The organism is Burkholderia sp. AU16482 (genome assembly GCF_002223285.1).
Classification (GTDB): domain Bacteria; phylum Pseudomonadota; class Gammaproteobacteria; order Burkholderiales; family Burkholderiaceae; genus Burkholderia; species Burkholderia semiarida.
In genome coordinates this window covers 681,761-707,853 of sequence record NZ_NKEY01000003.1, presented here as the reverse complement: position 1 = coordinate 707,853, position 26,093 = coordinate 681,761, and the positions used below count along the sequence as shown (strand labels likewise).

Below are 26,093 nucleotides of genomic sequence, written 5' to 3'. Positions count from 1 at the left end.
CCGCGCGCGGCGGACCTTCGCTCGCGACGAGCACCGGCCCGTCGTTCGTCAGTCGACCACCTTCCCTCGCCCCGACTTCACCACGCTGCGGCGCGACTTGTGTTCGAGCCGCCGTTCTTTCGACGCACGCGTCGGCCGCGTCGCGACCCGCGCACGCGGCGTGTACGCGACGCTGCCGATCAGCGTATCGAGCCGCGCGAGCGCCGCCTCGCGGTTCTTCTCCTGCGTCCGATATTCCTGCGACTTGATCACGACGATGCCGTCGCGCGTGATGCGCTGGTCGGACAGCGCGAGAAGCCGCTCCTTGAGCACCGGCGGCAGCGACGACGCGCGGATGTCGAAGCGCAGATGAATCGCGCTCGACACCTTGTTCACGTTCTGCCCGCCCGCGCCCTGCGCGCGCACGGCGGTCCATTCGACCTCGGCCGGATCGAGCGTGTAGCGGATCATCATCGCGAAACCTCCATGCGGCGCCGGGCGAGCGCCTCGTCGATGCGGGCCGCGAGCCCCGAATCGCGCTGCGTGCGCGTCGCGACTGCCTGCGCCAGCACGCGCCGCGGCCCGATCACCTGCACGCGCGTGCGGGCGCGCGTGACGGCCGTATAAACGAGCTCGCGCGTAAGCACGCGGCCGAACGACGCGGGCAGCACGAGCGCCGCCTCGTCGAATTCCGAGCCCTGCGATTTGTGCACCGTCAGCGCGAACGCCGTCTCGTGCGGCGGCAACGCGGCCGGCGACACCGCGCGCACGGTGCCGTCCGCGCGCCGGAACCACACGCGCAGCACGCCGTGCGCGTCGGGCAGCGCAATGCCGATGTCGCCGTTGAACAGCCCCAGCGCATAGTCGTTGCGCGTAACCATGATCGGCCGCCCGGTGAACCAGTGCGCGCCGACCGCGAGCGGCACGCGCGCCGCGTGCCGCACGTGCGCGGCCACCAGCGCATTGACGTGTTCCGCGCCACGCGAGCCGCCGCGGGTCGCGCACAGAATCCGGAACCGGTTGAGCGCGTCGAACAGCGGCAGCGGATCGGGCACCGGCGCGGCCAACGCGTCGCGCAATGCGTCGAGATAGGCGCCGAAGCGCCGCGCGAGCCGCTCGACCGTCGACGACGTCAGCGTGTCGCCCGCATCGTCATGAAACGACGCGGCGGCCGAGTCGTCGGCAGGCAGCGCATCGAGCGCCGCCTGCACATCGCCGCGGCGGATCGCGAGCGACAGACGTCCGATCGGCGAATCGAGACCGAACCGGTAATTGCGTTCGAGCCACACGACGCAATCCGCGAGCGGTGCCGGAGCGGACGTGCCGGCGGACGCGGCGGCGACTTCGCCGGTCAATGGCGATGCGGCGGCCGTCACCGACGCGAGCGCCGCATCGGCTGTGTCGAACGGCGGCAGCTCGACGGTGTCGAGCCACGCGAGTTCGTCGGCCTCGATCCACGCGGGCGCAGTGCCGCCCGATACGCTGACATCGGCCGGTGCCGACTCCGCGTGCGATGGCGGCGCGATGCCGGGCGACGACGCTTCGTCGTCCTGCGGTTCGTCGTCGAAGAGCGACGCCTGTCGCGCATCGACTTTCGGCCGAGCCGCCGGCTTGCGTGAAACGGGTACGGACGCCGATGGCGACGCCGAAGCCCGTACGGAAGCGGAAACCGGATGCGCGGCCGGAACCGCAGCCGGTGCGGCTTCGTCCGGCACCGGCAACGCCGCGACGAACGCCGCCTCGTCGATGCCCAGCGCCTGCGCGATGCGCGTGCGCGCCGCGGCCGTGAACGCCGGCCGCGCGCTCAGCTCCGCGAATACGGCGCCGGCCTCGACCGCGGCCAGTTGATCCTTGTCGCCCAGCAACACGAGCCGCGCGCCCGGCGCGAGCGCGTCGAGCAGATGCGCGGCGAGCGCGACGTCGATCATCGACGCCTCGTCGACGACGATCAGATCGTACGGCAACGGATTGTCGCGATGATGCCGGAAACCGCCTGCTCCACCGCCGCCCAGCAGCCGATGCAGTGTGTACGACGTGTCGGGCAGGCGCGCGGCGAGTTCCGGCGGCAGATCGCCGGCGCGCGCGTGCAGCGCCTCCTGCATCCGCTGTGCGGCCTTGCCGGTCGGTGCGGCCAGCGCGATGCGCAGCCCCGGGTGCGCGTCGAGCAGACAGGCGAGCACGCCGACGACGGTCGTCGTCTTGCCCGTGCCCGGCCCGCCGCTGACGATCGTCACGCGGCCCGTCAGCGCGACGATCGCCGCGACGCGCTGCCAGTCGACTTCGCCAGTGGCCGGCCCGAAGTAACGGGCGAGACTGTCGCGCAACCGGTCGGGCGACAGGCGTTCGTCCGGCGCGGCGACGCCGGCCTGCGCGACGAGCGCATCGGCGAGCCGCCGTTCGTAATCGAAATAGCGCGACAGGTACAGGTGATCGAGCCGGTCGACGATCAGCGGCCGCTCGTCGCCGCGCGCGAGCGTGCCGAACGCGACCACGCCGCTTGCGGCCAGCGCCGCGCGGACCTCGTCGAGCGGCGCTTCGTAGCGCTGCGCGAGCGCGCCAAGCGCGACGCACACGTGGCCGCCGGCGGTCGCGCGGCTCGTCGCGAACGCGGCGCGCGCCGCCCAGCGTGCCGCTGCGGGCGGCGCACCGGCACGCCGCGCGAGGTCGCCGATGCGGCGCGCGAAGCCTTCCGCGAGCGCGATGCCGAAATCGGCCGGCTCGGGCAGCCGCGCGACGAGGCCGCCGGTGAATTCGAGCATGTCGTCGGATGCGGTCATGCGCGGCTCCCTTCCATCATCCGGTCGAGTGCGTCGACGAGCGCGCGCGCGGGCCGCCGCGCATGCACGCCGGCCGGCTCGCCGCCGCTGCGCCAGCCGGGCCGCACACCGCGCACGAACAGGTACAGGTAACCGGCGATGTGCGTGTCGTAGTCGTAATCGGGCAGGCGGCCACGCAGGTAACGGTGCAGCGCGACCGTATAGAGCAGCGCCTGCAGGTGATACGCGTGATCGGCCATCGCGACGTCGAGCGCGCGCGGGCCGTAGGCATCCGGCGTCGTGCCGAGGTAATTCGACTTCCAGTCGACGATCCAGAAACGGCCGTCGTGTTCGACGATCATGTCGATGAAACCCTTGATGAAACCGGCGAGCGTACCCGCCTCCAGTGCAACGTCCGGATAGCCGTGCGCGACCAGCAGCCGGCGTAGCGCCGTCAGGTCGAGCGACGGCGCCGGAAACAGGAAGCCCATTTCGTCGAGCCGCTTCGCCGGATCGAGATCGGCAAGCCGCATGCCCGGCACGAGCTCGGTGTGCACGACGTCGTCGACGAGCCGCGCCATCATCGCCGGCAGGCGCGTCGCAAGTTCCGGCTCGGCCTCGACCGGCCGGTCGTGCAGCGCGCCGAGCGCGGCGGTGTGCCACGACTCGGGCTCGGTGAACCGGCTGAGCTCGAACAGGCGGTGCAGGCATTCGCCGGCCGCCGCGCCGCGCGGGAACATGAGGATGTCGTCGTCCGGCGGGCCGGCCGAGGCCGTATCGGCCAGTATCGGTTCGCCGTCGGGCGTCACCGCCGCAAGCGCATCGTGATCGGGCCGCAGTTCGTCGTCGGGCACGGCCGCGACGCCCGCCTCCTCCCGCGCCATCGACGCGGTCAGCGAGCTGAAGCTCGCCATCCGCCACGCATCGCGCAGCACGCGTGTCGCATGGCGCGCCGCGAGCATCTGCGACGCGTCGTGCCCGGCTTCGAGACGCTCGCGGCGCGCAGGCACCGGCAGCGGCGCGACGCTCACGGGGCCGCCCGCGAGCGCGTGCCACGCCGCGTCGAGCGCGGCTTCGTCGGGCGGCTCGTCGAGCCACGCATCGAACGCAGCGCCGGCCCCCGCGACGAGCCAGTTGAGCACGCTGCGCCGCGCTTCGCGCGTCGAGCGCGACGACAGGTAGGGCCCGGCGACGACATAGCAGCGATAGACCGCGCGCGTGAGCGCCACGTAGACGAGCCGCGCGCGTTCCGCGGCCTGCTCGCGCAGCGCCTGGCGCGCCGCGTGCGCGGCCGCTTCGTCGTCGCATCCGTAATGCAGCACCGCATCGCCCGCCTCGTCGTGATACTCGCGCGCATCGGGCAACGCGGACGACGGCGGCTCGCGCAGCCCGCCGTCGTTCAGGAACGGACAGAACACGATCGCGTATTCGAGCCCCTTCGACTTGTGCACCGTGACGATCTGCACGAGATTGCGATCGGATTCGAGCCGCAGTTGCGCTTCCTCGCCGCCGCCGTCGAGCCGTTGCGCGGCGAGCCAGCGCAGCGTCGGCGCGATGCCCGGCTGCGCGGATGCACGGGCCTGCGTCAACTCGGCCAGATGGTTGATGTCGGTCACGCGGCGCTCGCCGTCCGCACCGGCCATCAGCCGCTCGGCGATCCGCAGCTCGCGCGTGAACGTGCGCCACATCACCGCGAAACCGCGTTCGCGCCACAGCAGCCGATACCGCGAGAAGCGCTCGACCCAGCTCATCGCGTCGGCACCGTCGGCCGCCGGCGCGCCGGGTGGCGCGCCGCCGTCGCCCTGCTCCATGCGCCACAGCGCGCCGGCATCGAGCCCGAACCAGTCGGACGCGAGCGCCGCGCGCAGGCGCCGCAGGTCGCCCGGCGCATCGATCGCCGCCAGCACGCGTTCGAGCTGCTCGGCGTCGCCGGTCAAGAACACCGACGCCTGCGCCAGCTCGACGCTGCCGATGCCCCACGTCGCGAGTACGCGCTTCACGAGGCTGCCTTGCCGGTGCGTCTGCACGAGCACCGCGATGTCGCCCGGCGACAACGGCGTGTCTCCCAAGCGCACGCGCCCTTCACGCGCGCCGCGCATCAGCCGCGCGATCTCCGCCGCGCACGCCTGGGCGGCCTGCGCCTGCGCATCGCGCTTGAGCAGCGTGCGTTCGCCGCCCGGCAGCGCCCACACCCGGAAATCGCCGGCGGGGCCCGGATCGGTTTCGTCGACGAACGGCGCACGCACGCGCGTGCCGGCGCGCACCGCGTAATAGTCGAGCCCGTCGAGCACGAACGCGCGCGGATTCGACATGAACAAGCGGTTGCACGCGTCGACGATCGCGGGCGTCGAGCGCTGGTTGACCGCGAGCGTGTAGCACGCGCTCGCCCGTGCGCGCGCGGCGAGATAGGTATGCAGATCGGCCGCGCGGAAACTGTAGATCGCCTGCTTCGGATCGCCGACGAGGAACAGCGGGCCGCCCGGCGCGAAGATCCGGTCGAAGATCGCGAACTGCAGCGGATCGGTATCCTGAAACTCGTCGATCAGCGCGGCCGGATAGCGTGCGCGCAGCGCCTCGGCGAGCCACGGATGCGCGTGCAGCGCGTGATACAGGTTCGCGAGCAGATCGTCGAACGACACGACGCGCCGCGTGCGCTTGCGCTCGGCCAGCTCGCGCGGCGCCATGTCGAGCCATTCGGCGATCAGCGCGAGCCAGCGCGCGCGCTGCGTGGCCTCGGCCGCGGCCACGGCGGCCTCGAGCGCGTCGGCCACGTCGAAGAACGCGTGGGCGGGCGTCGCACCGCCTTTTTTCGTCGCCTTGGTCAGGGCGGTTTGCGTGAGCTTCAGCGCGGCTTTCGGCAGCGCGGCCGTCGCGTCGCCCTGCGCGAAATGCGCCGCCCACGCGGCGAGCGCATCGGCGAGCGCGTCGGGCTTGTGCGAGCGCTGATTGAGCGCGGGCTGCGCGGCGCGCAGCAGCGCATCGATCGCGTCGCGCTCGGCCGCCCACATCCGCGCGGCCTCCGCGAAGCATTCGGCCGCGGCCGCTTCGGCCGATTCGTCCGGCTCGGTCACGCCATCCCAGCGCAGCGCGGCAAGCGGCTTCTTCAGCCGGCGTGCGAGCTGCGCATCGAGCGCGGCCGGGCCGGCGCCCGATTCGACGAGCCACGTCGCGAAGCCCGGCCAGCGCGCGGCCGCCGGTTCGACACGCGTGCGCCAGAAATCCGCCGCGAGTTCGAAGCGCAGCGACGCATCGTCGGCCTCCATGTCGAACGCGAACGGCATCGCCGCCGCGAACGGCGCTTCCTGCAGCGCGCGCTGGCAGAACGCGTGGATCGTATGGATCGCCGCCTGGTCGAACGCGCGCAGCGCACGCCGGATCCGCTTCACGGCCGTCTCGGGATCGAGCGCGCCGTCGTCGCCGAGCGTGGTCTCCAGCAGGCGCGCGATGAACGGATCGCCGCCGTCGTCGCCCGTGTCGAGCGCATGCGCGAGCTGCGCGAGCCGGCCGCGAATCCGCTCGTGCAACTCGGCCGTCGCCGCTTTCGTGAACGTCACGACGAGGATCTCGTCCGCGCCGAGATCCTTTTCGAGCAGCAGGCGCACGTACAGCGCGCAGATATTCCAGGTCTTTCCGGTGCCGGCCGACGCCTCGATCTGGTTGACGCCGTCGAGCGGGCACGCGAATACGTCCAGTTCGAGCGCCTGCTGCTGCGCCCCGGCGCTCATGCGACCTCCTTCAGATGTTCGACGAGCGGCTCGAACACGAGCCGCGCGAGCGTGCCGAACGGCTCGTCTAGCGACGGATGCGCGCCGCGCCACGCGATCGCGATGGCCGGATCGTCGGCTTCGCTCACGACCCGCTCGTTGATCCACACGCTCGCGGCCTTGGCCTCGCCGTCGGACACCCGCGCCCATGCACTGCGCGGGAAAAACCGCAGCGGCATGCGCCGCCCCGCGCGGAACAGCGCGGCCAGCGGCGCGAGCCGTTCGAGCGGCGCCGCGACGGGCGTCAGCTCGAACGCGCCGCCGCTGCCGAACCACAGCGTGCGGCGCGGGCCGCCGGGCTCGATCGCACAGTAGACGAGATGCGCGAGCCACGCGGACAGGTAGTCGCGCGCGCTCGGCCGCGCATAGCGGTAGATGACCTGGCCGGCCGGTGTCAACCGGTTCAGCGTGCCGTGCAACTCGAGCGGCGCGCTCACCGCGTCGGCCGCCAGCATCGCGTCGTCGGCACCGAACAGCGCCTGTTCGGTGTCGGGCCATTTCGGCACGACGGCGAGCGAGAACGGCCGCCGCTCGATGCCGCCGGCCAGCGCACCGCGCACGTTCGACGCAAGCTGCGTCATCGAGCCGAGCGCCTGGTCGCGCCACACCGCGCCCGTCGCGCCGCCGGGCAGTTCGGGGCTCGCGTCCGCGATGCGCAGCGCGTGATCGTGCACGCCGCCCTCGCCCGCTTCGATCAGGAGCGGCAGCACGCGCTCGGCAAGCGCGTCGCTGCCGGCGAAGTCCAGCGCGAACGGCTCGGTATCGAGCAGTTCGGCCTGCGCGTCCGCCAGCACGATGCCGAGCCGGCCGCGCAGCAACGCGCGCGCCGGATGCCGCCAGAAACGTTCGAATTCGCTGAACGCGACGGGCTCGACCGGCTCGGCCGGCAGCGGCTGCGCGAAGAACGGCTGCTCGCGCGGCCCGCCGCGCGACGCTTCGGCGGCCAGCAGCGACGCAAGCGTCGCCCGCTCGGTGTCGTACGAAACGAGTTCGCTGCCGGGCTGGAAATACGCGGCCGCGAACGGCTGCAGCGGATGCTCGACGATGAACGCGCGCCGCGCGGCATCGACCGCATCCGGGGCGGCGCCGGGCCCCGCCGTGACGATCGCCAGATGATCGAGTAACTCGTCGACGAGCGCGGCGGGCGGCAACGGCGCATTGTCGCGGATGCTGCGGCCCGTATAGGCGATCAGCAACCGGTCGCGGGCAGCCAGCAGCAGGTCGAGAAACAGATTGCGCTCGTCGTCGCGGCGCTGCCGGTCGCCCAGCTTCGGCAGCACGGCCATCAGGTCGAATTCGTCCGCGCGCGCGAGGCTCGGCAGCACGCCGTCGTCCATCCCGAGCAGGCAGACGATGCGATACGGCAGCCCGCGCAAGCTCGTGAGCGACGAGAACGTGACGCCGCCCCACGGCACCCCGCCGCGGGCCGGATCGTCGAGCGCCGCGGTGAGCCCCGCGCGGACGACGGCCGCCGGCAGCGCCTCGTCGGGCGCGCCTTCCGTCATCGCGGCCAGCATCGCGTCGAGCGCGTCGCGCACGCCGGCCAGCGCGTCGGCATACGCGGCGCCCGAATCGAAGAAGCGCGCGAGCGTGTCGGCGAACAGCTCGCTCCAGCCGCGCGGCGTGTGCGACTGCGCGAGCCGCCGCGCGAAGCCGTCGAGATCGTCGGTGAAGCGTGCGAGCCGGCCGAGCAGTTCGGCCTCGCTGCCCGTGGCCGCCTCGATCGGCAGCCATGCACCGATCGGCGCCGCGCCTTCGGGCATCGCATAGCCGAGAAAGAGCCGCGCGAGCGCATCGGAGAACGTATGGCGCGGCGCGGGCACGGCCGCGTCGTCGCTCGCGCGCGGCGACAGCCCGCGCCGCGCGCCGGCGGCCGCGAGCCAGGTCTGCACCGTTTCGAGCGCGGCCGCGTCGATGTCGTAGCGCGCGGCCACCGCATCCACGCGCAGCCATTCGACCAGCTCCGGCGCGCCGACCTGCCGCTCGGGCAACGCGAGCCAGTCGAGCAGCACGCGCGCGACCGGGTTCGCCTGCGACGGCGGCAGGCCGGTGATCCGGTACGGCACCCGCGCGCCGCCGGCGCCTGCGGTGCCGAACACCGCGTCGATCAACGGCCCGGCCGCGGCGAGATCGGCGACCGCAACGAGCACGTCGGACGGCTGCAGGCTCGCATCGGCGTCGAACCACGCGAGCAGCCGGTCGTGCAGCACCTCGAGCTGGCGCGCGAGGCTGTGGCACACATGCACCTCGATCCCGCGCTCGAGCGGCGTGCCGCCGATGTCGGCCTCCGGCTGCAGTTCGAGGATCGCGTTCTGCACGCGCGCGAGCCACGTCGGTGCGGGATTCTCGACGAAACGCGACGCATCGCCCGACGCCGCGCTTTCAGTCAGCTCGTGCAGCATGTGCAGTTGCGCCTGCGTCTGCCTGCCCCATTCGGCGAGCAGCGGATGGCCGACTTCCTGGTAATCGCGCCGCCCGGCCGCATCGAGCGCCTCGGCGTGCGCGGCGGTCACGATGTCGAACCAGAATTCGCGGCACGGATTCAGCGCGTAGACGCGCACGTCGATCCAGCGCGACAGTTCGCGCAGCAGCGCGACGTGCAGCGGCGGCATCGTCGGCAGCGCGAACACGCTGACCGATTCGGGCCAGTCGGCGCGCGCGACCGTATCGGCATCGAGATGGCGCGCCTCGACGAGGAAACGGTGCGCCGGCGGCGTGCCGCTGTCGCTCAGCTCGGCGAGCAGCGCGCGCCACAGCGCGGCCTGCCAGCGCTCGTCGTCGCGCGCGGCGTCGCTGATCCCGCGCGGCGCGGCGTCGCCCGCGAGCACCGACTCGCCGGCCTGCCACGCGGCCAGCCATTCGGGGCGGTAGGTCAGGTAGTGATCGAGCACGGCCGCGACGCGATGGGCCAGCTCGTAGCGCATCGCATCGTCGGAGGCCGACAGATACGCGACCAGCCGCGGCGACGCGAGCCACGGCGCGTCGCCTGCCGCCTGCGCGAACAGCCGGTAGCAGCGCCACACGAGCCGGTCGGGCGCGAACGGCGAACGCGCGGGCACCGCCAGCACGCGGCCGATCTGCGCCCACAGCCACTGCGCGAGATACGTGAACTCGACGTTCGCGCACACGCCGTTGCGCGCGGCGATGTCGAGCTCGAGGCGGCGGCGCAGCGCCGCGCTCGGCACGATGACCTGTTGCGGCGCCCACGGGCCGTTACGGGCCGGGAACGCGGCCAGATCCTCGAGCAGCGCGTCGGCCAGCGTTTCGTGACGGTTCGAATAGAAAAGATGGAGCATGAAGCGGGCGTCGGAACCTCGGACCGGCGGGGCCGGGCGAACAGGATCACCAAGGATAGCAAATGGGCCGCCGCCGCGAACCTCGGCCGGAAAGCCAGCTTTTGCGAACCGCGAAATACGATAGACTCGTCGCCAGTCAATACGCCGCCCCCGGGCGTCTTCGTCTGCCATTCAGCCCATCGATGCGCTATTCGGTCGAAATCAGAAAGTTTTTCTACAGCCAGTACTTTTTCGGCGGCCTGCGCATCGCGGTCGGCGTGTCGCTGCCGGCCGTGTTGTGCCTGATCGTGTTTCACAACCGCGAGCTCGGCTTCACGATCTCGACGGGCGCGCTCGGCGCGTGCGTCGTCGACATGCCGGGCCCGCTCAAGTACAAGCACAACGAAATGCTCGCGTGCAGCGTGATCGGTTTCCTGGCGGCGCTCGCCACCGGCCTCGCGACACCGAACATCTTCGCGCTGTGGCTCACGATCGTGCCGCTCACGTTCGTGCTGTCGCTGATCGTCGTCTACGGCAACCGCTGGCCGCAGATCAGCTTCGCGACGCTGTTCATGATGGTGATGACGCTCGAGGAGAAGTTCACGCCGCTGCAGGCGTTCGTCAACGCCGGCTGGATTCTCGCGGGCGGCCTCTGGTACACGTACTGGGCCACGCTCGTGTCGCAGTGGCAGGCGCGCCGGATCGAGCAGCAGGCGCTGGCCGAAAGCCTGTTCGCCTGCGCCGACTACCTGCTCGCGCGCGCGCAGTTCTACGATCTCGACGCCGATCTCGACGAGTGCTACCGCAATCTCGTCGCCCGGCAGATCACCGCGGTCGAAACGCAGGAAACCGCGCGCGACATCGTGCTGCGCAACCTGCCGAAGCTGCGGCGCGGCAAGCTCGATCCCGGCCGCACGACGATGTACAACCTGTTCATCAACAGCGTCGATCTGCACGAGCTGTTCGTCGGCGCGCACACCGACTACCCGCTCGTGCGCAACACGTTCGGCGGAACGGACCTGATCATCTTCTACCGCGACCTGATCCGCAAGGCCGCGGCCGATCTCGAGGAGGTCGGCCTCGCGGTGCTCGAAAACCGCGCGCCGCATTCGCACATCAGCGTGAAGGCCGAGCTGCGCGCGATCGAGTACGAGATCGAGCTGATGCGCAAGAAGAACTTCGCGGCCACCCACGCGGAAGCCTATGCGGCCGTGGTCGCGACGTTCCGGCGCATCTGGAGCGCGACGCGCCTGATCGACCGGATGCGCCGCAACCTGTCGGGCCGCGCCGATCCGCAGCAAACCGAACTGAAGATCGACAAGGCGCTCACGCGCTTCCTGCAGCGCCGCCGCCTGTCGCCGCTGCTGATCTTCTCGAACCTGAACATGCGCTCGCCGAGCTTTCGCCACGCACTGCGCGTGACGATCGCCGTGGCGGTCGGCTTCTGGATCGGGCGCCTGCTGCCGCTCACCAACGCATACTGGATCGTGATGACGACCATCATCATCCTGAAGCCCGGCTACTCGCTGACCAAGCAGCGCAACGCGGCGCGTATCGTCGGTACGCTGATCGGCTGCGCGGCGAGCGTCACGCTGATCTACACGGTGAAGGACACGCACCTGCTGATCGCGATCATGTTCGGGTCGATGGTGATGAGCTACAGCCTGCTGCTGTTCAACTATGCGGCGAGTGTCGTGTTCACGTCGTCGTACGTGCTGCTGATGTTCCACCTGCTCGCGCCGGGCAGCATGCGGATCATCGGCGAGCGCGCGATCGACACGGTGGTGGGCTGCATGATCGCGATCGCCGCGAGCCGGCTGTTCCCGTACTGGGAATACCGGCTGATGGGCAAGCTCGTCACCGACATGCTGAGCTCCACCCGCAAGTATTTCGAGGCCGTGTGGCGCGCCGGGCGCGGCATGTCGCCGCCGACGGTGCCAGCCGCCGACGGTGCCGCCGTCGTCGCGGGCGTCGCCGCGGCGATCGAATCTCCGGCGGCCAGCCTCGACGACGACTACCGCTACCGGCTCGCCCGCAAGGACGTGCACATCGCGTTCGCGAACCTCGGGCAGGCGTTCCAGCGGATGATGATCGAGCCGAAGGCGCACCAGCGCTTCGTGCCCGAACTGAACGACCTGCTCGTGCAGACGCACGTGCTCGGCGCGCAGATCACGGCGGCGGCGCCGCTGATCCGCAGCGCGTGCGCGGCCGACGGCGGGCTCGTCCACGACGACGCGCTGCAGCGCGGCCTGGCCGCCGTGCTCGACAATCTCGAGAAGGCCGAAGCCGGCGAGCCGCCGCCGGCTGACCAGCTCGAAGCATCGAAGCAGATCACGCGCGATCTCGATGCGATGGTCGTGTCCGCGGAAAAATCCGATGCGGTCGGCGCCGAGCTCACGCACGACCTGAAGGTGCTCGCGCACCAGTGCAAGCAGATGCTCGCGTCGTCGCTGCTGATCCGCAAGGACGCGAGCGTGATCCGGCTGCCCGCCTGAGCGCGGATGTCCGTGTTCTACGCGCGGATCCGCCCGAAATTCGCGCCCGCGTCACGTTGACGCACGGCCGACCTGTCGATACGGCGCGCCGGTTTCGGCGCGCCTTCCGCTGACCCGGTTCCGCACGGCGCCCGTCGCACCGGAAGCCGCGAATCGACGCCGTTCGCCTGCCGCGCGCGCGACCCGAGCGGGCCGCGCACCGGCACGTCAGTGCGACGCCGCGCTCGCGGCCTCGGCCGGATGGGCCTCGTCGTACGCGTGCTTCTGCGAAATCGCGTTGTACAGGATCGTCCCGATCACGAGCAGCACGGCCACGACGATCAGGATGCTCACATTGCGGACAGGGTTCTTCTTGCGCTGATCGTTCATGGTCGGTGCTGCTCCGTCAAATTCCTCGAAGCGGGCATTCTACGCGCTTGCGCCCGCGCCGGGCCGCCCCGTTCGCCGGCCTCCGTCCCCGGCTTCTCCCCTGCTTTCCGCAAGCTTTCGTTTGGTAATCATTCCCATTTCGATTTAGAATCCAGAATCTTTCACTTTGTAATGTTCCGGGTCGCTCGGGCGGCAGGCGCGCCCCGGAACGCTCCCTCGTCCACCTGCCCCACCGGAGTCTCCATGTCGAATCCGCGCACCCGCCTGCTGCCGCTCGCCGGCGCCCTCGTCCTGGCCGCGGCCGCCTTCGCGCCGCTTGCCCAGGCAGCCGAGGAAGTGAGCCTGTACACCACCCGCGAGCCGAAGCTGATCCAGCCGCTCATCGACGCGTTCACGAAGCAGAGCGGCGTCAAGGTCAACACGGTGTTCGTGAAGGATGGCCTGCTCGAGCGCGTGAAGGCGGAAGGCGCGCAATCGCCGGCCGACGTGCTGATGACGGTCGACGTCGGCAACCTGCTCGACCTCGTCGACGGCGGCGTCACGCAGCCGGTGCGCTCGAAGGCGCTCGACGATGCGATTCCCGCGAACCTGCGCGGCGCGAACGGCGACTGGTACGCACTGTCGCTGCGCGACCGCGTGCTGTACGTCGAAAAGGACCTGAAGGTCGATGCGTTCCGCTACGAGGAGCTCGCCGATCCGAAATGGAAGGGCAAGGTCTGCATCCGGTCGGGCCAGCATCCTTACAACACGGCGCTCGTCGCGGCGATGATCGCGCATGACGGCGAAGCCGCGACCGAAAAGTGGCTGCGCGGCGTGAAGGCCAACCTCGCGCGCAAGGCGACGGGCGGCGACCGCGACGTCGCACGCGACATCCTCGGCGGCATCTGCGACGTCGGCCTCGCGAACGCCTACTACGTCGGCCACATGAAGAATGCGGAACCCGGCAGCGATGCGCGCAAGTGGGGCGACGCGATCAAGGTCGTGCGTCCGACGTTCGCGAATACGAAGAGCGGCGGCACGCACGTGAACATCAGCGGCGCGACGGTCGCGAAGCACGCGCCGCACAAGGCCAATGCGGTGAAGCTGCTGGAATACCTGGTCTCGCCCGAAGCGCAGGCGCTGTATGCGCAGGCGAACTACGAATACCCGGTGCGCGCGAACGTGAAGCTCGACCCGGTGATCGCGAGCTTCGGCACGCTGAAGGTCGACCCGCTGCCGCTCGCGGATATCGCGAAGCATCGCAAGCAGGCGAGCCAGCTCGTCGACAAGGTCGGCTTTGACAACTGACGCATCGCCTGCCCGCGCGGTGCGCGAGCCGCGCGGTCCGCGTGCGCGCCTGTGGCCGCGCGCGGGCAGCCTGTGGCTGATCGCGGCGCTGGCGATCGCCGCGGCGGTCGCGGCGCCGCTCGCGGTGCTCGTGGCCGCCGCGTTCGACGCCGATCTCGCGCACTGGCGGCATCTCGCCGAATTCGTACTGCCGCAGGCGCTCGTCAACACGCTGCTGCTGCTCGCCGGCGTCGGCACGATCGTGTCGATCGTCGGCACCGGCTGCGCGTGGCTCGTCACCGCGTACGATTTCCCCGGCCGCCGGATCCTGACCTGGGCGCTGCTGCTGCCGCTCGCGGTCCCCACCTACATCGTCGCGTTCGCGTATCTCGACCTGCTGCATCCGATCGGCCCCGTGCAAGGCGCGATCCGCTGGCTGCTCGGCTTCGACAGCCCGCGCCAGTTCCGCCTGCCCGACCTGCGCTCGCTGCCCGGCGCGATCTTCGTGCTCGGCTTCGTGCTGTATCCGTACGTCTATCTGAGCACGCGCGCGATGTTCGTCACGCAGTCCGTGAGCCTGCTCGAAGCCGCGCGCACGCTCGGCGCCGGCCGCGTCGCGACGTTCTGGCGCGTCGTCGTGCCGCTTGCACGGCCGGCGATCGCGGTCGGCGTGAGCCTCGCGCTGCTCGAAACGCTGAACGATATCGGCGCGTCGGAATTTCTCGGCGTGCAGACGCTGACCGTGTCCGTCTATACGACGTGGATCACGCGCTCCGATCTCGCCGGCGCCGCGCAGATCGCGCTGGCGATGCTCGCGATCGTCGTCGGCATGATCGCGCTGGAACGCTACGGACGCCGCCGCCAGCGCTACGCGCACGGCCGGCGCATGCGGCCGATCGCGCCGCGCCGCCTGACCGGCTCGGCCGCGCTCGCCGCCGCGGTGCTCGGCTGGCTGCCGGTCCTGCTCGGCTTCGGCGCGCCGGCCGCGTACCTCGCGGTCGAAACGGCCAAGCGGCTGCACCTCGTCGGCGGCGTATCCGCGCAATTGATGACGGGGCTCGCGAACACGCTGACGATCGCGACCGCCGCCACCGCCGCGACGCTCGCGTGCGGGCTCGTCGTCGCGTGGGCCGCCCGCGCGCAGCGCGACAGCGCCCGGGCAGGCCCTGCCCGCCTGTGCGCGCGGATCGCGAGCCTCGGCTACGCGGTGCCGGGCACCGTGCTCGCGATCGGCCTGCTGATGCCGTTCGCGGCGGCCGACCGCCTGTTCGGCGCGGCGCTCGGCCGCGACGCGCTGCTGCTGATGGGCTCGGCCACCGCGCTCGTGATCGCCTATACCGTGCGTTTCCTCGCGATCCCGGCCGGCGGCATCGAGGCCGGCCTCGCGCGCATTCCGCCGTCGCTCGAACAGGCCGCGCGCTCGCTCGGCGAGACGGCGGGCGGCACGCTGCGCCGCGTCCACCTGCCGCTGCTGCGGCCCGCGCTCACGACAAGCGCGCTGCTGGTGTTCGTCGACGCGATGAAGGAATTGCCGGCCACGCTGCTGCTGCGCCCGCTGAACTTCGACACGCTCGCGACCTGGCTGTATGCGGAAGCCGCGCGCGGCACCTATGAAGAAGGCGCGGTCGCCGCGCTCGCGATCGTGCTGGCCGGGCTCGTGCCCGTGATCCTGCTCGCCCGCACCCGCCACAAGATCGGAGCCTGACACCGTGAACCTGCTCGAACTCGACGACCTCTGCGTCGCCTACGACACGCCGCACGGCCGCCGCACCGTGGTCGACGGCCTGAGCCTCGCGCTGCCGCGCGGCGACATCGGCTGCCTGCTCGGCGCGTCCGGCTGCGGCAAGACCACCGTGCTGCGCGCGATCGCCGGCTTCGAGCCCGTGCGCATGGGACGCATCGTGCTGGACGGCACGCCCGTCGCGGCGCCGTCGCTCGACGTGCCGCCGGAGCGGCGGCGCATCGGCATGATGTTCCAGGATTACGCGCTGTTCCCGCACCTGAGCGCGGCCGACAACGTCGCGTTCGGCCTGCGGCGCATGCCGAAGGCCGAACGGCGCCTGCGCGTCGCGGAGATGCTCGACCTCGTCGGCCTCGCCGATTCCGGCGACGCCTATCCGCACGAACTGTCGGGCGGCCAGCAGCAGCGCGTCGCCCTCGCGCGCGCGCTCGCGCCGTCGCCGGAACTGCTGCTGCTCGACGAGCCGTTCTCGAATCTCGACGTCGATACGCGCGAGCGGCTCGCGTTCGAGCTGCGCGACATCCTGAAGCACACGGGTCATACCGCGATCCTCGTCACGCACAACCAGGCGGAAGCGTTCGCGATCGCCGACCGGATCGGCGTGATGAAGGACGGCCACCTTGCGCAATGGGATACGCCGTATGCGCTGCACCATCATCCGGCCAGCCCGTTCGTCGCGGATTTCGTGCGCCGCGACGCGCTGGCCGACGAACGCGCACGCGCGCTGGCGCGCGGCCGATGAAGCGGCGCCGCCGGCGCGGCGGCGCGCCCGTCAGGCGGGCTCGGCCAGATCGCGCACGGGCAGCGCGGTCGAATACTTGATCTGCTCCATCGCGAACGACGAGCTAACGTCGAACAGCGGCACCGTGCGAATCAGTTGCTTGTAGACGCGGTCGTAGTCGTCGATGCCGGCCACCACGACGCGCAGCAGGTAATCGGTCTCGCCGCTCATCCGGTAGACCTCGACCACTTCCGGCATGTCGCGCACCGCCTGCGTGAAGCGCTGCGCCCATTCCTCGGTGTGCTGGTTCGTGCGGATCGCGACGAACACGGTCGTGCCCACGCCGAGCTTGCGCGCATCGCACAGCGCGACCTGCGCACGAATCGCGCCGGTTTCCTTCAGCCGCTGCACGCGCTTCCAGCACGGCGTCTGCGACAGGTTCACGCGCTGGGCCAGCTCCGCGATCGGCAGCGTGGCATCCGTCTGCAGCAGCTCCAGCAGCTTGCGATCGATGGCGTCCATTTCTCCATTCCCTCGTCGATAGAAATTTATTCTATTCATCCTGCCCAACGGGGAACAATATGAAAAGTGTCCGGGCGCGTCGACCGGTGTAAATACCGACCCGTCACGCACTCACCGCGCCAAACGAAACAGGCGACGCCACCCGCGAAGCGTGGCGTCGCCTGACATCGCCGCGCGTCGCGGCTTGCCTGCCGCGCGCGGGCCCGCGCTCACACGTCGCCGCCGGCCGTCGCGCCGCTCAATACGCGACCGTCGCGATCTCGCGCACGAAGCTGTCCTGCTCGAGCGCATCGACGAACGCGACCGCGTAGTCTTCCGCCGAGATCTTGCTGTTGCCTTGCGCGTCGACGATCAGCTTGCCGGCGCCCGTGCGGAACGTGCCCGTGCGCTCGCCCGGCGCGATCAGCGCGGCCGGCGCGAAGAACGTCCAGTCGAGATCCGCGACCGTCTTCAGGTAGTCGAGCGCGTCGCGATGCGCGAGCGCGACCGCCTTGTACGCTTCGGGGAAACCTTCGGTATCGACGAGCTGCTTGCCCGGCGCGACTTCGAGCGAACCGGCGCCGCCCACCACGACGAGCCGCTTCAAACCGGCCTGACGCGTGCCGGCGACCAGCGCCTTCGCGACCGCGACGACCTGCGCCGCATCTTCCTGCTTCGGGCCGTACGCGCTTGCGACGACGTCATGCCCCGGCAGCGCGGCCGCGATGCTGGCCGCGTCGAACAGGTCGGCCGCCTTCGCGGTGATGCCGTCGCCGGATGCGCCCGGATGGCGCGACAGCGCGGTGACGCGGTGGCCGCGCCGCACGGCTTCCGCCGCGATGCGCGAGCCGATCATGCCGGTGGCGCCGAACAGCGCGATATTCAAAGAACGTTGCGTCATGTCGATTCTCCAGAAAAGAAAATATGTAACATAGTCAATTACATATAAGATCGAAAAAAACGGGGCGAAGCCCCCGTTGCGCCGACCGCCGCGCGTACGCGCCGTCCGGCTTCCTGCCCTGCCTGCCCGCGGTCACCCGCCGGCGTGCGCCGCCCGCTGCGTGCGCTGCTCCCGATCCAGCATGTCGGTCGTCACGTCGACCAGCGTGCGCGTGGCGAGCGACGCTTCCATCGCGCGCTGTGCGTCGCCGATATAGCCGGTCAGCGCGCTCTGGATGTGCCGCCCGACGAGACACGCCGGATTCGGCGCCTCGCGGTGCAGCGCGAACAGTTGCGCATCGTCGACCGCGCGATACACGTCGAGCAGCGTGATCTCGCCGGGCTCGCGCGCCAGCAGCGCGCCGCCGCCCGCGCCGAGTTGCGACGTGGTCAGCCCTGCTGCCGCCAGCATCGACAGCAGCCGGCGAATCAGCGCCGGATTCGTATTCACGCTGCCCGCGATGACGTCGGACGACAACGGCACGCCTTCCTGCATCGACAGCAAGGCGAGCACGTGAACGGCAAACGCGAACCGGCTGCTGGTATTCATTCCTGACTCACTCGGCGACGCCGGCCCGACCCGCAACCGGCGACATGTGTAACCATGATAATTACATTTTGCGGATCGTGCAAGCCCGCGTCATTCGCCGCTCGCGGGTTTCGCCCCGGCGGCGCTCTGCTGGCTCCACTGCTGGAGTTTCTTGCCGGCTTCGGCGATCTTCGCGCCCGCTTCGGAAGCCGCATGCGCGACGACCGCGGACGCCGCCGCGTCGATCTGCGCCTGCGCAGCCGACGCGAGGCCGCTCGCGGACAACGGCGGCACGGCCGACGCCGCGGACGCGATGCCGGCCTTCGCCGCGTTGATCTGTTGATTGACGGTGCTCGCCACCTGGTCGAGCGCCTTGGCCGCGTTGTTGGCGGCATCGGCGGCCGCGCTCGCGGCCGTATCGGGTTGCGCGGTGGACGTACCGGACTTCTCGCAGCCCGCGAGCAACAGCAGCGCACCGGCGGCCACGGCCGCCAGCACGGACCCGGGCACGCGACGCGCCCGCGATGTCTTCATGTTCATCAGCAATCTCCGGCCGCACGTGGCGCGACCTCGTGGTTGGACCGGTGTCGATGATACCGCCTGTGGAACAGGCCCAATGACGACCCGTTGTTAAAAATGCCTTTCAATTTCGGATTCGTCTGATTCAATCGAACGCGCCACGCCTCTAAAGTGGGCACGCCTCAATTCACTTCGTACGTGCCCCCTTTTTCTTCGTCATGGCTTTCCTCATCGATTGGTTCATCGTCCTGGCCGCGCTGCTTGCCGCCACCCTGTTCCTCTGCCTGCGCGCGCCGTCGGCGCGCCGTCTCGCCGAATCGGGACGTCCACGCCGCATCGCGTCCGCGCGCCTGCTCACCCAGGCCGTGATCGGTTTCTGGACGGCCGCGCTGATCGTCGCGCGAGGCATTCTCGGCGCCGATGGCGACGGCCAGTCGCTCGCGGGCTTCGCGGCGCTCGCAGTCGCCGCGATCGGGCTGTCGGCCGTCGCCCTCTACTGGTCGGCGTGCGCGCTGCGGCTGCGCCGGCCGCCCGTGCTGTTCGCGCGCCACTGACGCGCCAGATCGGTGCGTGAGCGGCGCACGCCGCGCACCGCTTCATTCGGCGTACGCACCAATTTCGTCATAATCGCACCACAAACGCGCATCCGGCGAACCGATCGGCGGCCGGCGGCCACGCCCCGATCCCGTGCACGATTCACCGGCATGCCGCATCGCACGGTACCCGGGCACCAATTTCACGCAGTCATTCACCAGCTTGGCTCGATACTTGCATTCCTCGCCCGTTTTTTGCGCAAGGAAGCCACGGCATGGATGGTCTGAAATCCGGCGTCGACACACTGTTCCTGTTGATCGGCGCCGTCATGGTGCTCGCGATGCACGCGGGCTTCGCCTTTCTCGAACTCGGCACGGTCCGCAAGAAGAACCAGGTCAACGCGCTCGTGAAGATCCTGGTCGACTTCTCGGTGTCGACGCTCGCGTATTTCCTCGTCGGCTACACGATCGCGTACGGCGTCGAATTCTTCGACGACATCGGCTCGCTGTCTCAGCACAACGGCTACGCGCTCGTGCGGTTCTTCTTCCTGCTGACGTTCGCCGCGGCGATCCCGGCGATCGTGTCCGGCGGCATCGCGGAGCGCGCGAAGTTCAATCCGCAGCTCGTCGCGACGCTGATCATCGTCGGCTTCATCTATCCGTTCTTCGAAGGGATCGCGTGGAACGAGCGCTTCGGCGTGCAGGCCTGGCTCGCGCACGCATTCGGTGCGCCGTTCCACGACTTCGCGGGCTCGGTCGTCGTGCATGCGTTCGGCGGCTGGGTCGCGCTGCCGGCCGTGCTGCTGCTCGGCGCGCGCCACGGCCGCTATGCGAAGGACGGGCGGATCGCCGCGCACCCGCCGTCGAACATCCCGTTCCTCGCGCTCGGCGCATGGGTGCTCGCGGTCGGCTGGTTCGGCTTCAACGTGATGAGCGCGCAGACGCTCGACAAGATCAGCGGCCTCGTCGCGGTGAACTCGCTGATGGCCATGGTCGGCGGCACGCTCGCGGCGTGGATGGCCGGCCGCAACGACCCGGGCTTCACGTACAACGGGCCGCTCGCGGGCCTCGTCGCGGTCTGCGCGGGCTCCGACGTGATGCACCCGATCGGCGCGCTGGTCACGGGCGCCGCGGCCGGTGCGCTGTTCGTCGCGATGTTCACCTGCGTGCAGAACCGCTGGCGCATCGACGACGTGCTCGGCGTCTGGCCGCTGCACGGGATGTGCGGCGCGCTCGGCGGCCTCGCGGCCGGCGTGTTCGGGCTGCCCGCGCTCGGCGGTCTCGGCGGCGTGTCGTTCCTGTCGCAGCTCGTCGGCACGCTCGGCGGCATCGCGATCGCGACCGCGGGCGGCACGCTCGTCTACGGCGCGCTGAAGGCGACCGTCGGCCTGCGTCTCGATCGCGAAGCGGAATTCGACGGCGCCGACCTGTCGATCCACCGCATCTCGGCCACGCCCGAGCGCGATTGACCTGCCGACGCACACTCGACGCGTCATTACGTTTTCGATTCAAAAAACTTTCATCTAGCGTCCTTACACTTCCGTCCAGTTTTCAATACGCCTTCGCGAAGCTTGTCGCCCGCGCTTCGCGAAGGCCATTCTTCCAACAACCGAAACTGGACTCCACATGCCCGCGTTGCCCAATGCTTCCCGTCGTCAGGCCCTGAAGATCCTCGCCGGCGCGCCGATGCTTCCCCTTTCCGGCCTCGCGCTGCCGGCCCTGCTGACGGGTTGCGGCGGCGACGACGATCCCGCGTCGACGCCGGTCGCCGCCGCCTATACGTCGGCGGCCTTCTCGGCGATGGCCGCGCCGACGCTCGACAACGCGGCCGCGATGGCGACGACGACGGTCGGCTCGACGCTGTCGGTGTCGTTCTCGGACGGCTCGTCGCGCAACTTCAAGCTCGCGTACAAGCCGTTCTTCGTGACGGGCGACATGGTGCCGGACGGCAAGGGCGGCACGACGCTCGCGGGCGGCTACTACGACATCAACAACCAGCCGATCATCGATCGCTCGGTGGCCGGCAAGGAGCGCCAGTTCTATTCCGACTGCCCGGACGGCAGCTCGCTGCTGACGCTGAAGAACGCGAACGTGCCCGGCGTGAAGGGCAACACGGTGTTCGCGGTCGTGCAGTTCGAATACACGACGCGCGACCTGGCGAGCGCGTCGCAGTACGGCCAGCTGCCGTCGCCGATCGCCGTGCTCACGCTCGACCAGGACCCGGCCACCGGCACGCTGAAGCTCGTGAAGTATCACAACGTCGACACGTCGAGCGCACACGGCCTGTGGATCACGTGCGGCGCGAGCCTGTCGCCGTGGGGCACGCACCTGTCGAGCGAGGAATACGAGCCGGACGCGACGAAGGCCGCGACCGACGCGCAGTTCAAGGCGTTCAGCAAGAACACGTTCGGCGACGAGACGAAGGCGAACCCCTATCACTACGGTCACCTGCCCGAGATCACCGTGAATCCGGACGGCACGGGCACCGTGAAGAAGCACTACTGCCTCGGCCGCATCTCGCACGAGCTGATCCAGGTAATGCCGGACCAGCGCACCGTGATGATGGGCGACGACGCGACCAACGGCGGCCTGTTCATGTTCGTCGCCGACAAGGCGGCCGACCTGTCGGCCGGCACGCTGTACGTCGCGAAGTGGACGCAGACGTCGTCGGCCGGCGCCGGCACCGCGACGCTCACGTGGATCAGGATCGGCCACGCGACCAGCAGCGAGATCGAAGCGCTCGCGAACACGCTGAAGGCGTCGGACATCATGGACCTGGTGACCGTCGACCCGAACGATGCGAGCTACACGAAGATCCACTTCGGCGGCAAATTCAACTGGATGCGCGTGAAGCCGGGGATGGAAAAGGCGGCCGCGTTCCTCGAGACGCACCGCTACGCGGCGCTGCTCGGCGGCAGCATGGCGTTCACGAAGCTCGAAGGCACGACCGTGAACGCGAAGGACAAGATCGTCTACACGGCGATGTCGCGGATCGAGACGTCGATGGTCAAGGGCAACGCGGTGTCGCGCGACGTCGCGCTCGACAAGAAGATCGCCGCGGGCGCCGTCTACGCGCTGAACCTGAAGGCGGGCCAGCGCGACACGACGGGCGGCGCGATCGACAGCGAATGGGTGCCGGTCGACATGGGCGCGCCGGCCGCGCTCGTCGGCGAGGATCTCGCCGCGGCCGACGCGCTCGGCAACCTCGCGAACCCGGACAAGATCGCGAACCCGGACAACCTGAAGTTCTCCGAAAAGCTGCGCACGCTGTTCATCGGCGAAGACTCGGGCATGCACGTGAACAACTTCCTGTGGGCCTACAACGTCGACACGAAGTCGCTCGCGCGCGTGCTGTCGTGCCCGGCCGGCGCCGAATCGACGGGCCTGCACGCGGTCGACGAGATCAACGGCTGGACCTACATCATGAGCAACTTCCAGCACGCCGGCGACTGGGAATCGCCGCTGCACGACAAGGTCAAGCCGACGCTCGACCCGCTCGTGCGCGCGAACTACAAGGACCGCTTCGGCGCCAGCGTCGGTTACCTGACGGCCGAGCAGACCAGCATCAAGCTCGCGAAGGGCTGACCGTCGCGCGCGGGGACGTTGCGCGTTGCAGGGCGCCCTGACCGGGCGTCCCTGACCGGGCGTCCCTGACCGGGCGTCCCTGACCCGGCCTCCCGGACCGGGCGTTCTTTCTTCGATCACCGTTCATTCGTCGGCGCTCCACGCCGTTTCATGCGCGATGCCCACTCCGGGCATCGCGCTTTTTTTTTTGCGTGAAGCGAGCGCGAGCGCGGCGCGCATCGCGCGTGCAGGCGGGCGCGATGCGACCGTGGACAGGCGTTTGCGGCGATCGGAGGATAATACGGGCCTGACGCGTCCGGGCGGACGGTCGGAAAGACAGGCAAAAAAAAGCGCCACGGAGACCGTGGCGCTAAAAAAGTTCTAGCCATTCCGAGGGCCGTGCTAGAACCTGAGAGACTGCGCGAAACATCGTTGCCGGTTAAACTCTTGAAACGATGTTTCGAAAACGTGAGACATTCTTTCCGTTTCCGCCCGACAAGTCAAGCGGTATTTGCACCGGCTCATGCACTTTCCGGCAACGCTCATTTGAGCGTTTTCCTAATAAACCAAGGGTGAACCCGTAAAATCTCATCCAATGACCGGTTCTCCCGCGGAACATGCATCCTTTGACAATAGTCCTACAATACCAACAAAATTGAAATCGAGTTTCGGAATTAGAGAGAATCCCTCGTGTCGACACCTGTAACCTCTCCCGCGTCGCGGGACCGTGAATCGTCGCCCGACGAGATCACCGCCCTCGCCCGCGGCCTCGCCGTGCTGCGCCGCATCGCGGCTGCCGACGCGCCCGTCAGCAACCGCGAGCTGACCGAATTGACCGGCATCCCGAAGCCGACCGTCTCGCGCATCACCGCGACGCTCGTCAGCGCCGGCTTCCTGTTTCAGTTGCCCGACAGCGAGCGCTTCGTGCTCACCGCGTCGGTCCTCGAACTGAGCCACGGCTTCCTGCGCAACTTCGACATCCGCGCGCGTTCGCGGCCGTTCATGATCGAACTGGCCGAACGCACGTCGCTGTCCGTGCACCTCGCGGTGCGCGACCGGCTCGACATGGTCGCGATCGACGTGATCCGCCCGCGCTCGGCCGTGCTCGTCACGCGCCTCGAGATCGGCTCGCGGATGGACATCGCGCGCACGGCCGTGGGCCGCGCGTATCTGGCCGCGCTCGAGGACGACGAGCGCCGCCTGCTGCTCGAGTCGCTGCGCACCACCGCCGGCGACGACTGGCCGCACGTGTCCGCCCGCCTGACGCCCGCGCTCGACGAAGCGATGCGCGACGGCCACGCGATCGCGATCGGCGAATGGCGCGAGGGGCTGAACGCGGTCGCGGCCGGTTTCGTCGGCCCGTCGGGTCAGCGCTATTCGGTGAATTGCGGCGGCGCGTCGCACCAGTGTCCGCCCGAATGGCTGCGGGAACACGTCGTGCCCGCGCTGCAGGAATGCATCGCGAAAATCACGCGCGAGATCGGCGGCGCGCCGGCCCGGCGCGTCGGCGTGTAATCGTTTCGTCATCGCCGTGTCGCGTTCTGTAACGACCGTAACCCGTTGAAAGATAGACCGCTGGACTGTAACGGGGACGGCACGTAGGATCATGCCCATCGTCGCGCCGCACTCGCGGTGCGCACCGCTCTTTCCCGTGCGGATCGGCGGGGCCCCGGACCGAGCCGGGCCGCCCCGTCGCGTCTTCCGCACGCCCACGCGCAGCCGAGCAGTCCGATTTCCGGCCCGCCGCGCCGTCTTCCTGACAGAACACGATGGATAACGAACAAAAGCCCACGCCCCCTTCGAAAGACCCCGCGCCCGCCGCCGCCCGGCGCCCGCGCCGCACGTTGCTGATCGGCACCGTCGCGGCCGTCGTCATCGGCGGCCTGCTGTGGTGGCACCCGTGGAACCGCACGCCGGCGGCAGGCAGCACGGCGAAAGGCATTGGCGCCAGCGCCGTGGGCGGCCATCGCGGCCGCGGCGGCCCCGCCGCGATGGCGAACGTTCCGCAGCCGGTGCAGGTCGCCACCGCGACGCAGGGCGAGATGCCGATCGTGCTGTCCGCGCTCGGCACTGTCACGCCGCTCGCGAACGTGACGGTCAAGACGCAACTGTCGGGCTACCTGCAATCGGTGTCGTTCCAGGAAGGCCAGATCGTCAAGAAAGGCGACGTGCTCGCGCAGATCGACCCGCGCCCGTATCAGGTCGCGCTCGAGAACGCCGAAGGCACGCATGCGCGCGACGCGGCGCTGCTCGCGACGGCCCGCCTCGACCTGAAGCGCTACCAGACGCTGCTGTCGCAGGATTCGATCGCGTCGCAAACCGTCGATACGCAGGCATCGCTCGTCAAGCAGTACGAAGGCGCGGTGAAGACCGACCAGGCCGCGATCGATTCCGCGAAACTCAACCTGACGTATGCGCGCATCACGGCGCCGGTCTCGGGCCGCGTCGGCCTGCGCCAGGTCGACCCCGGCAACTACGTGACGCCGGGGGACACCAACGGCATCGTCGTGATCACGCAGTTGCAGCCGATGAGCGTGATCTTCACGACGTCGGAAGACAACCTGCCGCAGATCCTCAAGCAGATGAACGCGGGCCGGAAGCTGTCGGTCACCGCCTACAACCGCAACAACACGGTGCCGCTCGAGACGGGCTCGCTCGCGACGCTCGACAACCAGATCGACACGAGCACCGGTACGGTCAAGCTGCGCGCGAATTTCGACAACAAGGAAGGCATGCTGTTCCCGAATCAGTTCGTGAACACGCGGCTGCTCGTCGACGTGCTGCGCAACGCGATCATCGTGCCGACCTCCGCCGTGCTCACGGGCTCGATCGGCCAGTTCGTCTACGTCGTGAAACCCGACAACACGGTGACGGTGCGCAAGGTCACGGTCGGCCCGGTCGACGGCGAACGCACGAGCATCGTCAGCGGCGTGGCGCTCGGCGAACGCGTGGTGACCGACGGCTCGGACCGCCTGCGCGAAGGCTCGAAGATCTCGATTCCGGCCGACAAGCCGAAAGGCGCGTCGGGCGCGCGCGGCGCCGGCGCGGCGTCGGGCGCATCGGCTGCGTCCGGTGCAGCCGGCCATCGCGGCGGACACAAGCACGGCGCGTCGCAGGCAGCGGCCCCCGCGGCCCAGTAACG

At 69.8% G+C, this 26,093-nt stretch carries 18 protein-coding genes; 9 read left to right on the top strand and 9 right to left on the bottom strand.

What is annotated here, in order from left to right:
* Positions 1-48: 48 nt before the first annotated feature.
* From arfB to recC, 4 genes are read right to left on the bottom strand one after another with little or no spacing between them, the layout of a single operon-like run.
* The gene (gene arfB, locus CFB35_RS05820) at positions 49-453 is read right to left on the bottom strand and encodes an alternative ribosome rescue aminoacyl-tRNA hydrolase ArfB (RefSeq protein WP_059573930.1); all 405 of its coding nucleotides are present in this window, start codon (positions 451-453) and stop codon (positions 49-51) included.
* Positions 450-2,756, bottom strand: coding sequence for an AAA family ATPase (locus CFB35_RS05815; RefSeq protein WP_059573931.1), 2,307 nt, complete (start codon positions 2,754-2,756; stop codon positions 450-452). Before CFB35_RS05815 ends, arfB begins: the two co-directional genes overlap by 4 nt.
* Entirely contained in the window at positions 2,753-6,460 is a 3,708-nt protein-coding gene (recB, locus tag CFB35_RS05810) for an exodeoxyribonuclease V subunit beta (protein WP_059573932.1), read from the bottom strand. Before recB ends, CFB35_RS05815 begins: the two co-directional genes overlap by 4 nt.
* Positions 6,457-9,795: an exodeoxyribonuclease V subunit gamma gene (gene recC / locus CFB35_RS05805; RefSeq protein ID WP_059573933.1), complete on the bottom strand. Its 3,339-nt coding sequence runs from the start codon at positions 9,793-9,795 to the stop codon at positions 6,457-6,459. Before recC ends, recB begins: the two co-directional genes overlap by 4 nt.
* A gap of 182 nt (positions 9,796-9,977) precedes the next feature.
* Between recC and CFB35_RS05800 the strand changes: the two genes are divergently transcribed.
* Positions 9,978-12,269 carry an FUSC family membrane protein gene (locus tag CFB35_RS05800; RefSeq protein WP_059573934.1) on the top strand — a complete coding sequence of 764 codons (2,292 nt, stop codon included), beginning with the start codon at positions 9,978-9,980 and terminating at the stop codon, positions 12,267-12,269.
* Positions 12,270-12,476: 207 nt separating this feature from the next.
* On the opposite strand, the gene CFB35_RS05790 is transcribed toward CFB35_RS05800, so the two are convergent.
* On the bottom strand, positions 12,477-12,638 hold the full coding sequence (locus tag CFB35_RS05790; RefSeq protein ID WP_006476417.1) for a hypothetical protein: 162 nt from the start codon (positions 12,636-12,638) through the stop codon (positions 12,477-12,479).
* 243 nt (positions 12,639-12,881) lie between these two features.
* Between CFB35_RS05790 and CFB35_RS05785 the strand changes: the two genes are divergently transcribed.
* From CFB35_RS05785 to CFB35_RS05775, 3 genes are read left to right on the top strand one after another with little or no spacing between them, the layout of a single operon-like run.
* Positions 12,882-13,925, top strand: coding sequence for a Fe(3+) ABC transporter substrate-binding protein (locus tag CFB35_RS05785; RefSeq protein WP_060011463.1), 1,044 nt, complete (start codon positions 12,882-12,884; stop codon positions 13,923-13,925).
* Positions 13,915-15,609 (top strand): iron ABC transporter permease, encoded by a 1,695-nt coding sequence (locus CFB35_RS05780; protein WP_060011461.1) that lies wholly within the window; start codon positions 13,915-13,917, stop codon positions 15,607-15,609. Before CFB35_RS05785 ends, CFB35_RS05780 begins: the two co-directional genes overlap by 11 nt.
* Before the next feature lie 4 nt (positions 15,610-15,613).
* A complete protein-coding gene (locus CFB35_RS05775) occupies positions 15,614-16,387 on the top strand; it encodes an ABC transporter ATP-binding protein (protein ID WP_059573938.1) in 774 nt (257 codons plus the stop codon).
* A 30-nt stretch (positions 16,388-16,417) separates the two neighbouring features.
* On the opposite strand, the gene CFB35_RS05770 is transcribed toward CFB35_RS05775, so the two are convergent.
* From CFB35_RS05770 to CFB35_RS05755, 4 genes are all read right to left on the bottom strand, one after another.
* Positions 16,418-16,888: an Lrp/AsnC family transcriptional regulator gene (locus tag CFB35_RS05770; protein WP_059573939.1), complete on the bottom strand. Its 471-nt coding sequence runs from the start codon at positions 16,886-16,888 to the stop codon at positions 16,418-16,420.
* A 238-nt stretch (positions 16,889-17,126) separates the two neighbouring features.
* Positions 17,127-17,768 (bottom strand): NAD(P)-dependent oxidoreductase, encoded by a 642-nt coding sequence (locus tag CFB35_RS05765; RefSeq protein WP_060011459.1) that lies wholly within the window; start codon positions 17,766-17,768, stop codon positions 17,127-17,129.
* Positions 17,769-17,900: 132 nt separating this feature from the next.
* Positions 17,901-18,356: an Rrf2 family transcriptional regulator gene (locus CFB35_RS05760; protein ID WP_059573941.1), complete on the bottom strand. Its 456-nt coding sequence runs from the start codon at positions 18,354-18,356 to the stop codon at positions 17,901-17,903.
* Between the two features lie 90 nt (positions 18,357-18,446).
* Entirely contained in the window at positions 18,447-18,875 is a 429-nt protein-coding gene (locus tag CFB35_RS05755; RefSeq protein ID WP_059573942.1) for a hypothetical protein, read from the bottom strand.
* A gap of 197 nt (positions 18,876-19,072) precedes the next feature.
* Here CFB35_RS05755 and CFB35_RS05750 point away from each other — a divergent pair, with 197 nt between their 5' ends.
* The 5 genes from CFB35_RS05750 to CFB35_RS05730 all read left to right on the top strand — a co-directional run bounded on the left by CFB35_RS05750 (position 19,073) and on the right by CFB35_RS05730 (position 26,091).
* A complete protein-coding gene (locus CFB35_RS05750; RefSeq protein WP_059573943.1) occupies positions 19,073-19,408 on the top strand; it encodes a hypothetical protein in 336 nt (111 codons plus the stop codon).
* 254 nt (positions 19,409-19,662) lie between these two features.
* A complete protein-coding gene (locus CFB35_RS05745; protein WP_059573944.1) occupies positions 19,663-20,856 on the top strand; it encodes an ammonium transporter in 1,194 nt (397 codons plus the stop codon).
* A gap of 157 nt (positions 20,857-21,013) precedes the next feature.
* Complete coding sequence (locus CFB35_RS05740; protein WP_059573945.1) at positions 21,014-22,972, top strand: PhoX family phosphatase; 1,959 nt, start codon at positions 21,014-21,016, stop codon at positions 22,970-22,972.
* A gap of 669 nt (positions 22,973-23,641) precedes the next feature.
* On the top strand, positions 23,642-24,466 hold the full coding sequence (locus CFB35_RS05735) for an IclR family transcriptional regulator (protein ID WP_059573946.1): 825 nt from the start codon (positions 23,642-23,644) through the stop codon (positions 24,464-24,466).
* Positions 24,467-24,720: 254 nt separating this feature from the next.
* Complete coding sequence (locus tag CFB35_RS05730) at positions 24,721-26,091, top strand: MdtA/MuxA family multidrug efflux RND transporter periplasmic adaptor subunit (RefSeq protein ID WP_059573947.1); 1,371 nt, start codon at positions 24,721-24,723, stop codon at positions 26,089-26,091.
* Positions 26,092-26,093: the final 2 nt, after the last annotated feature.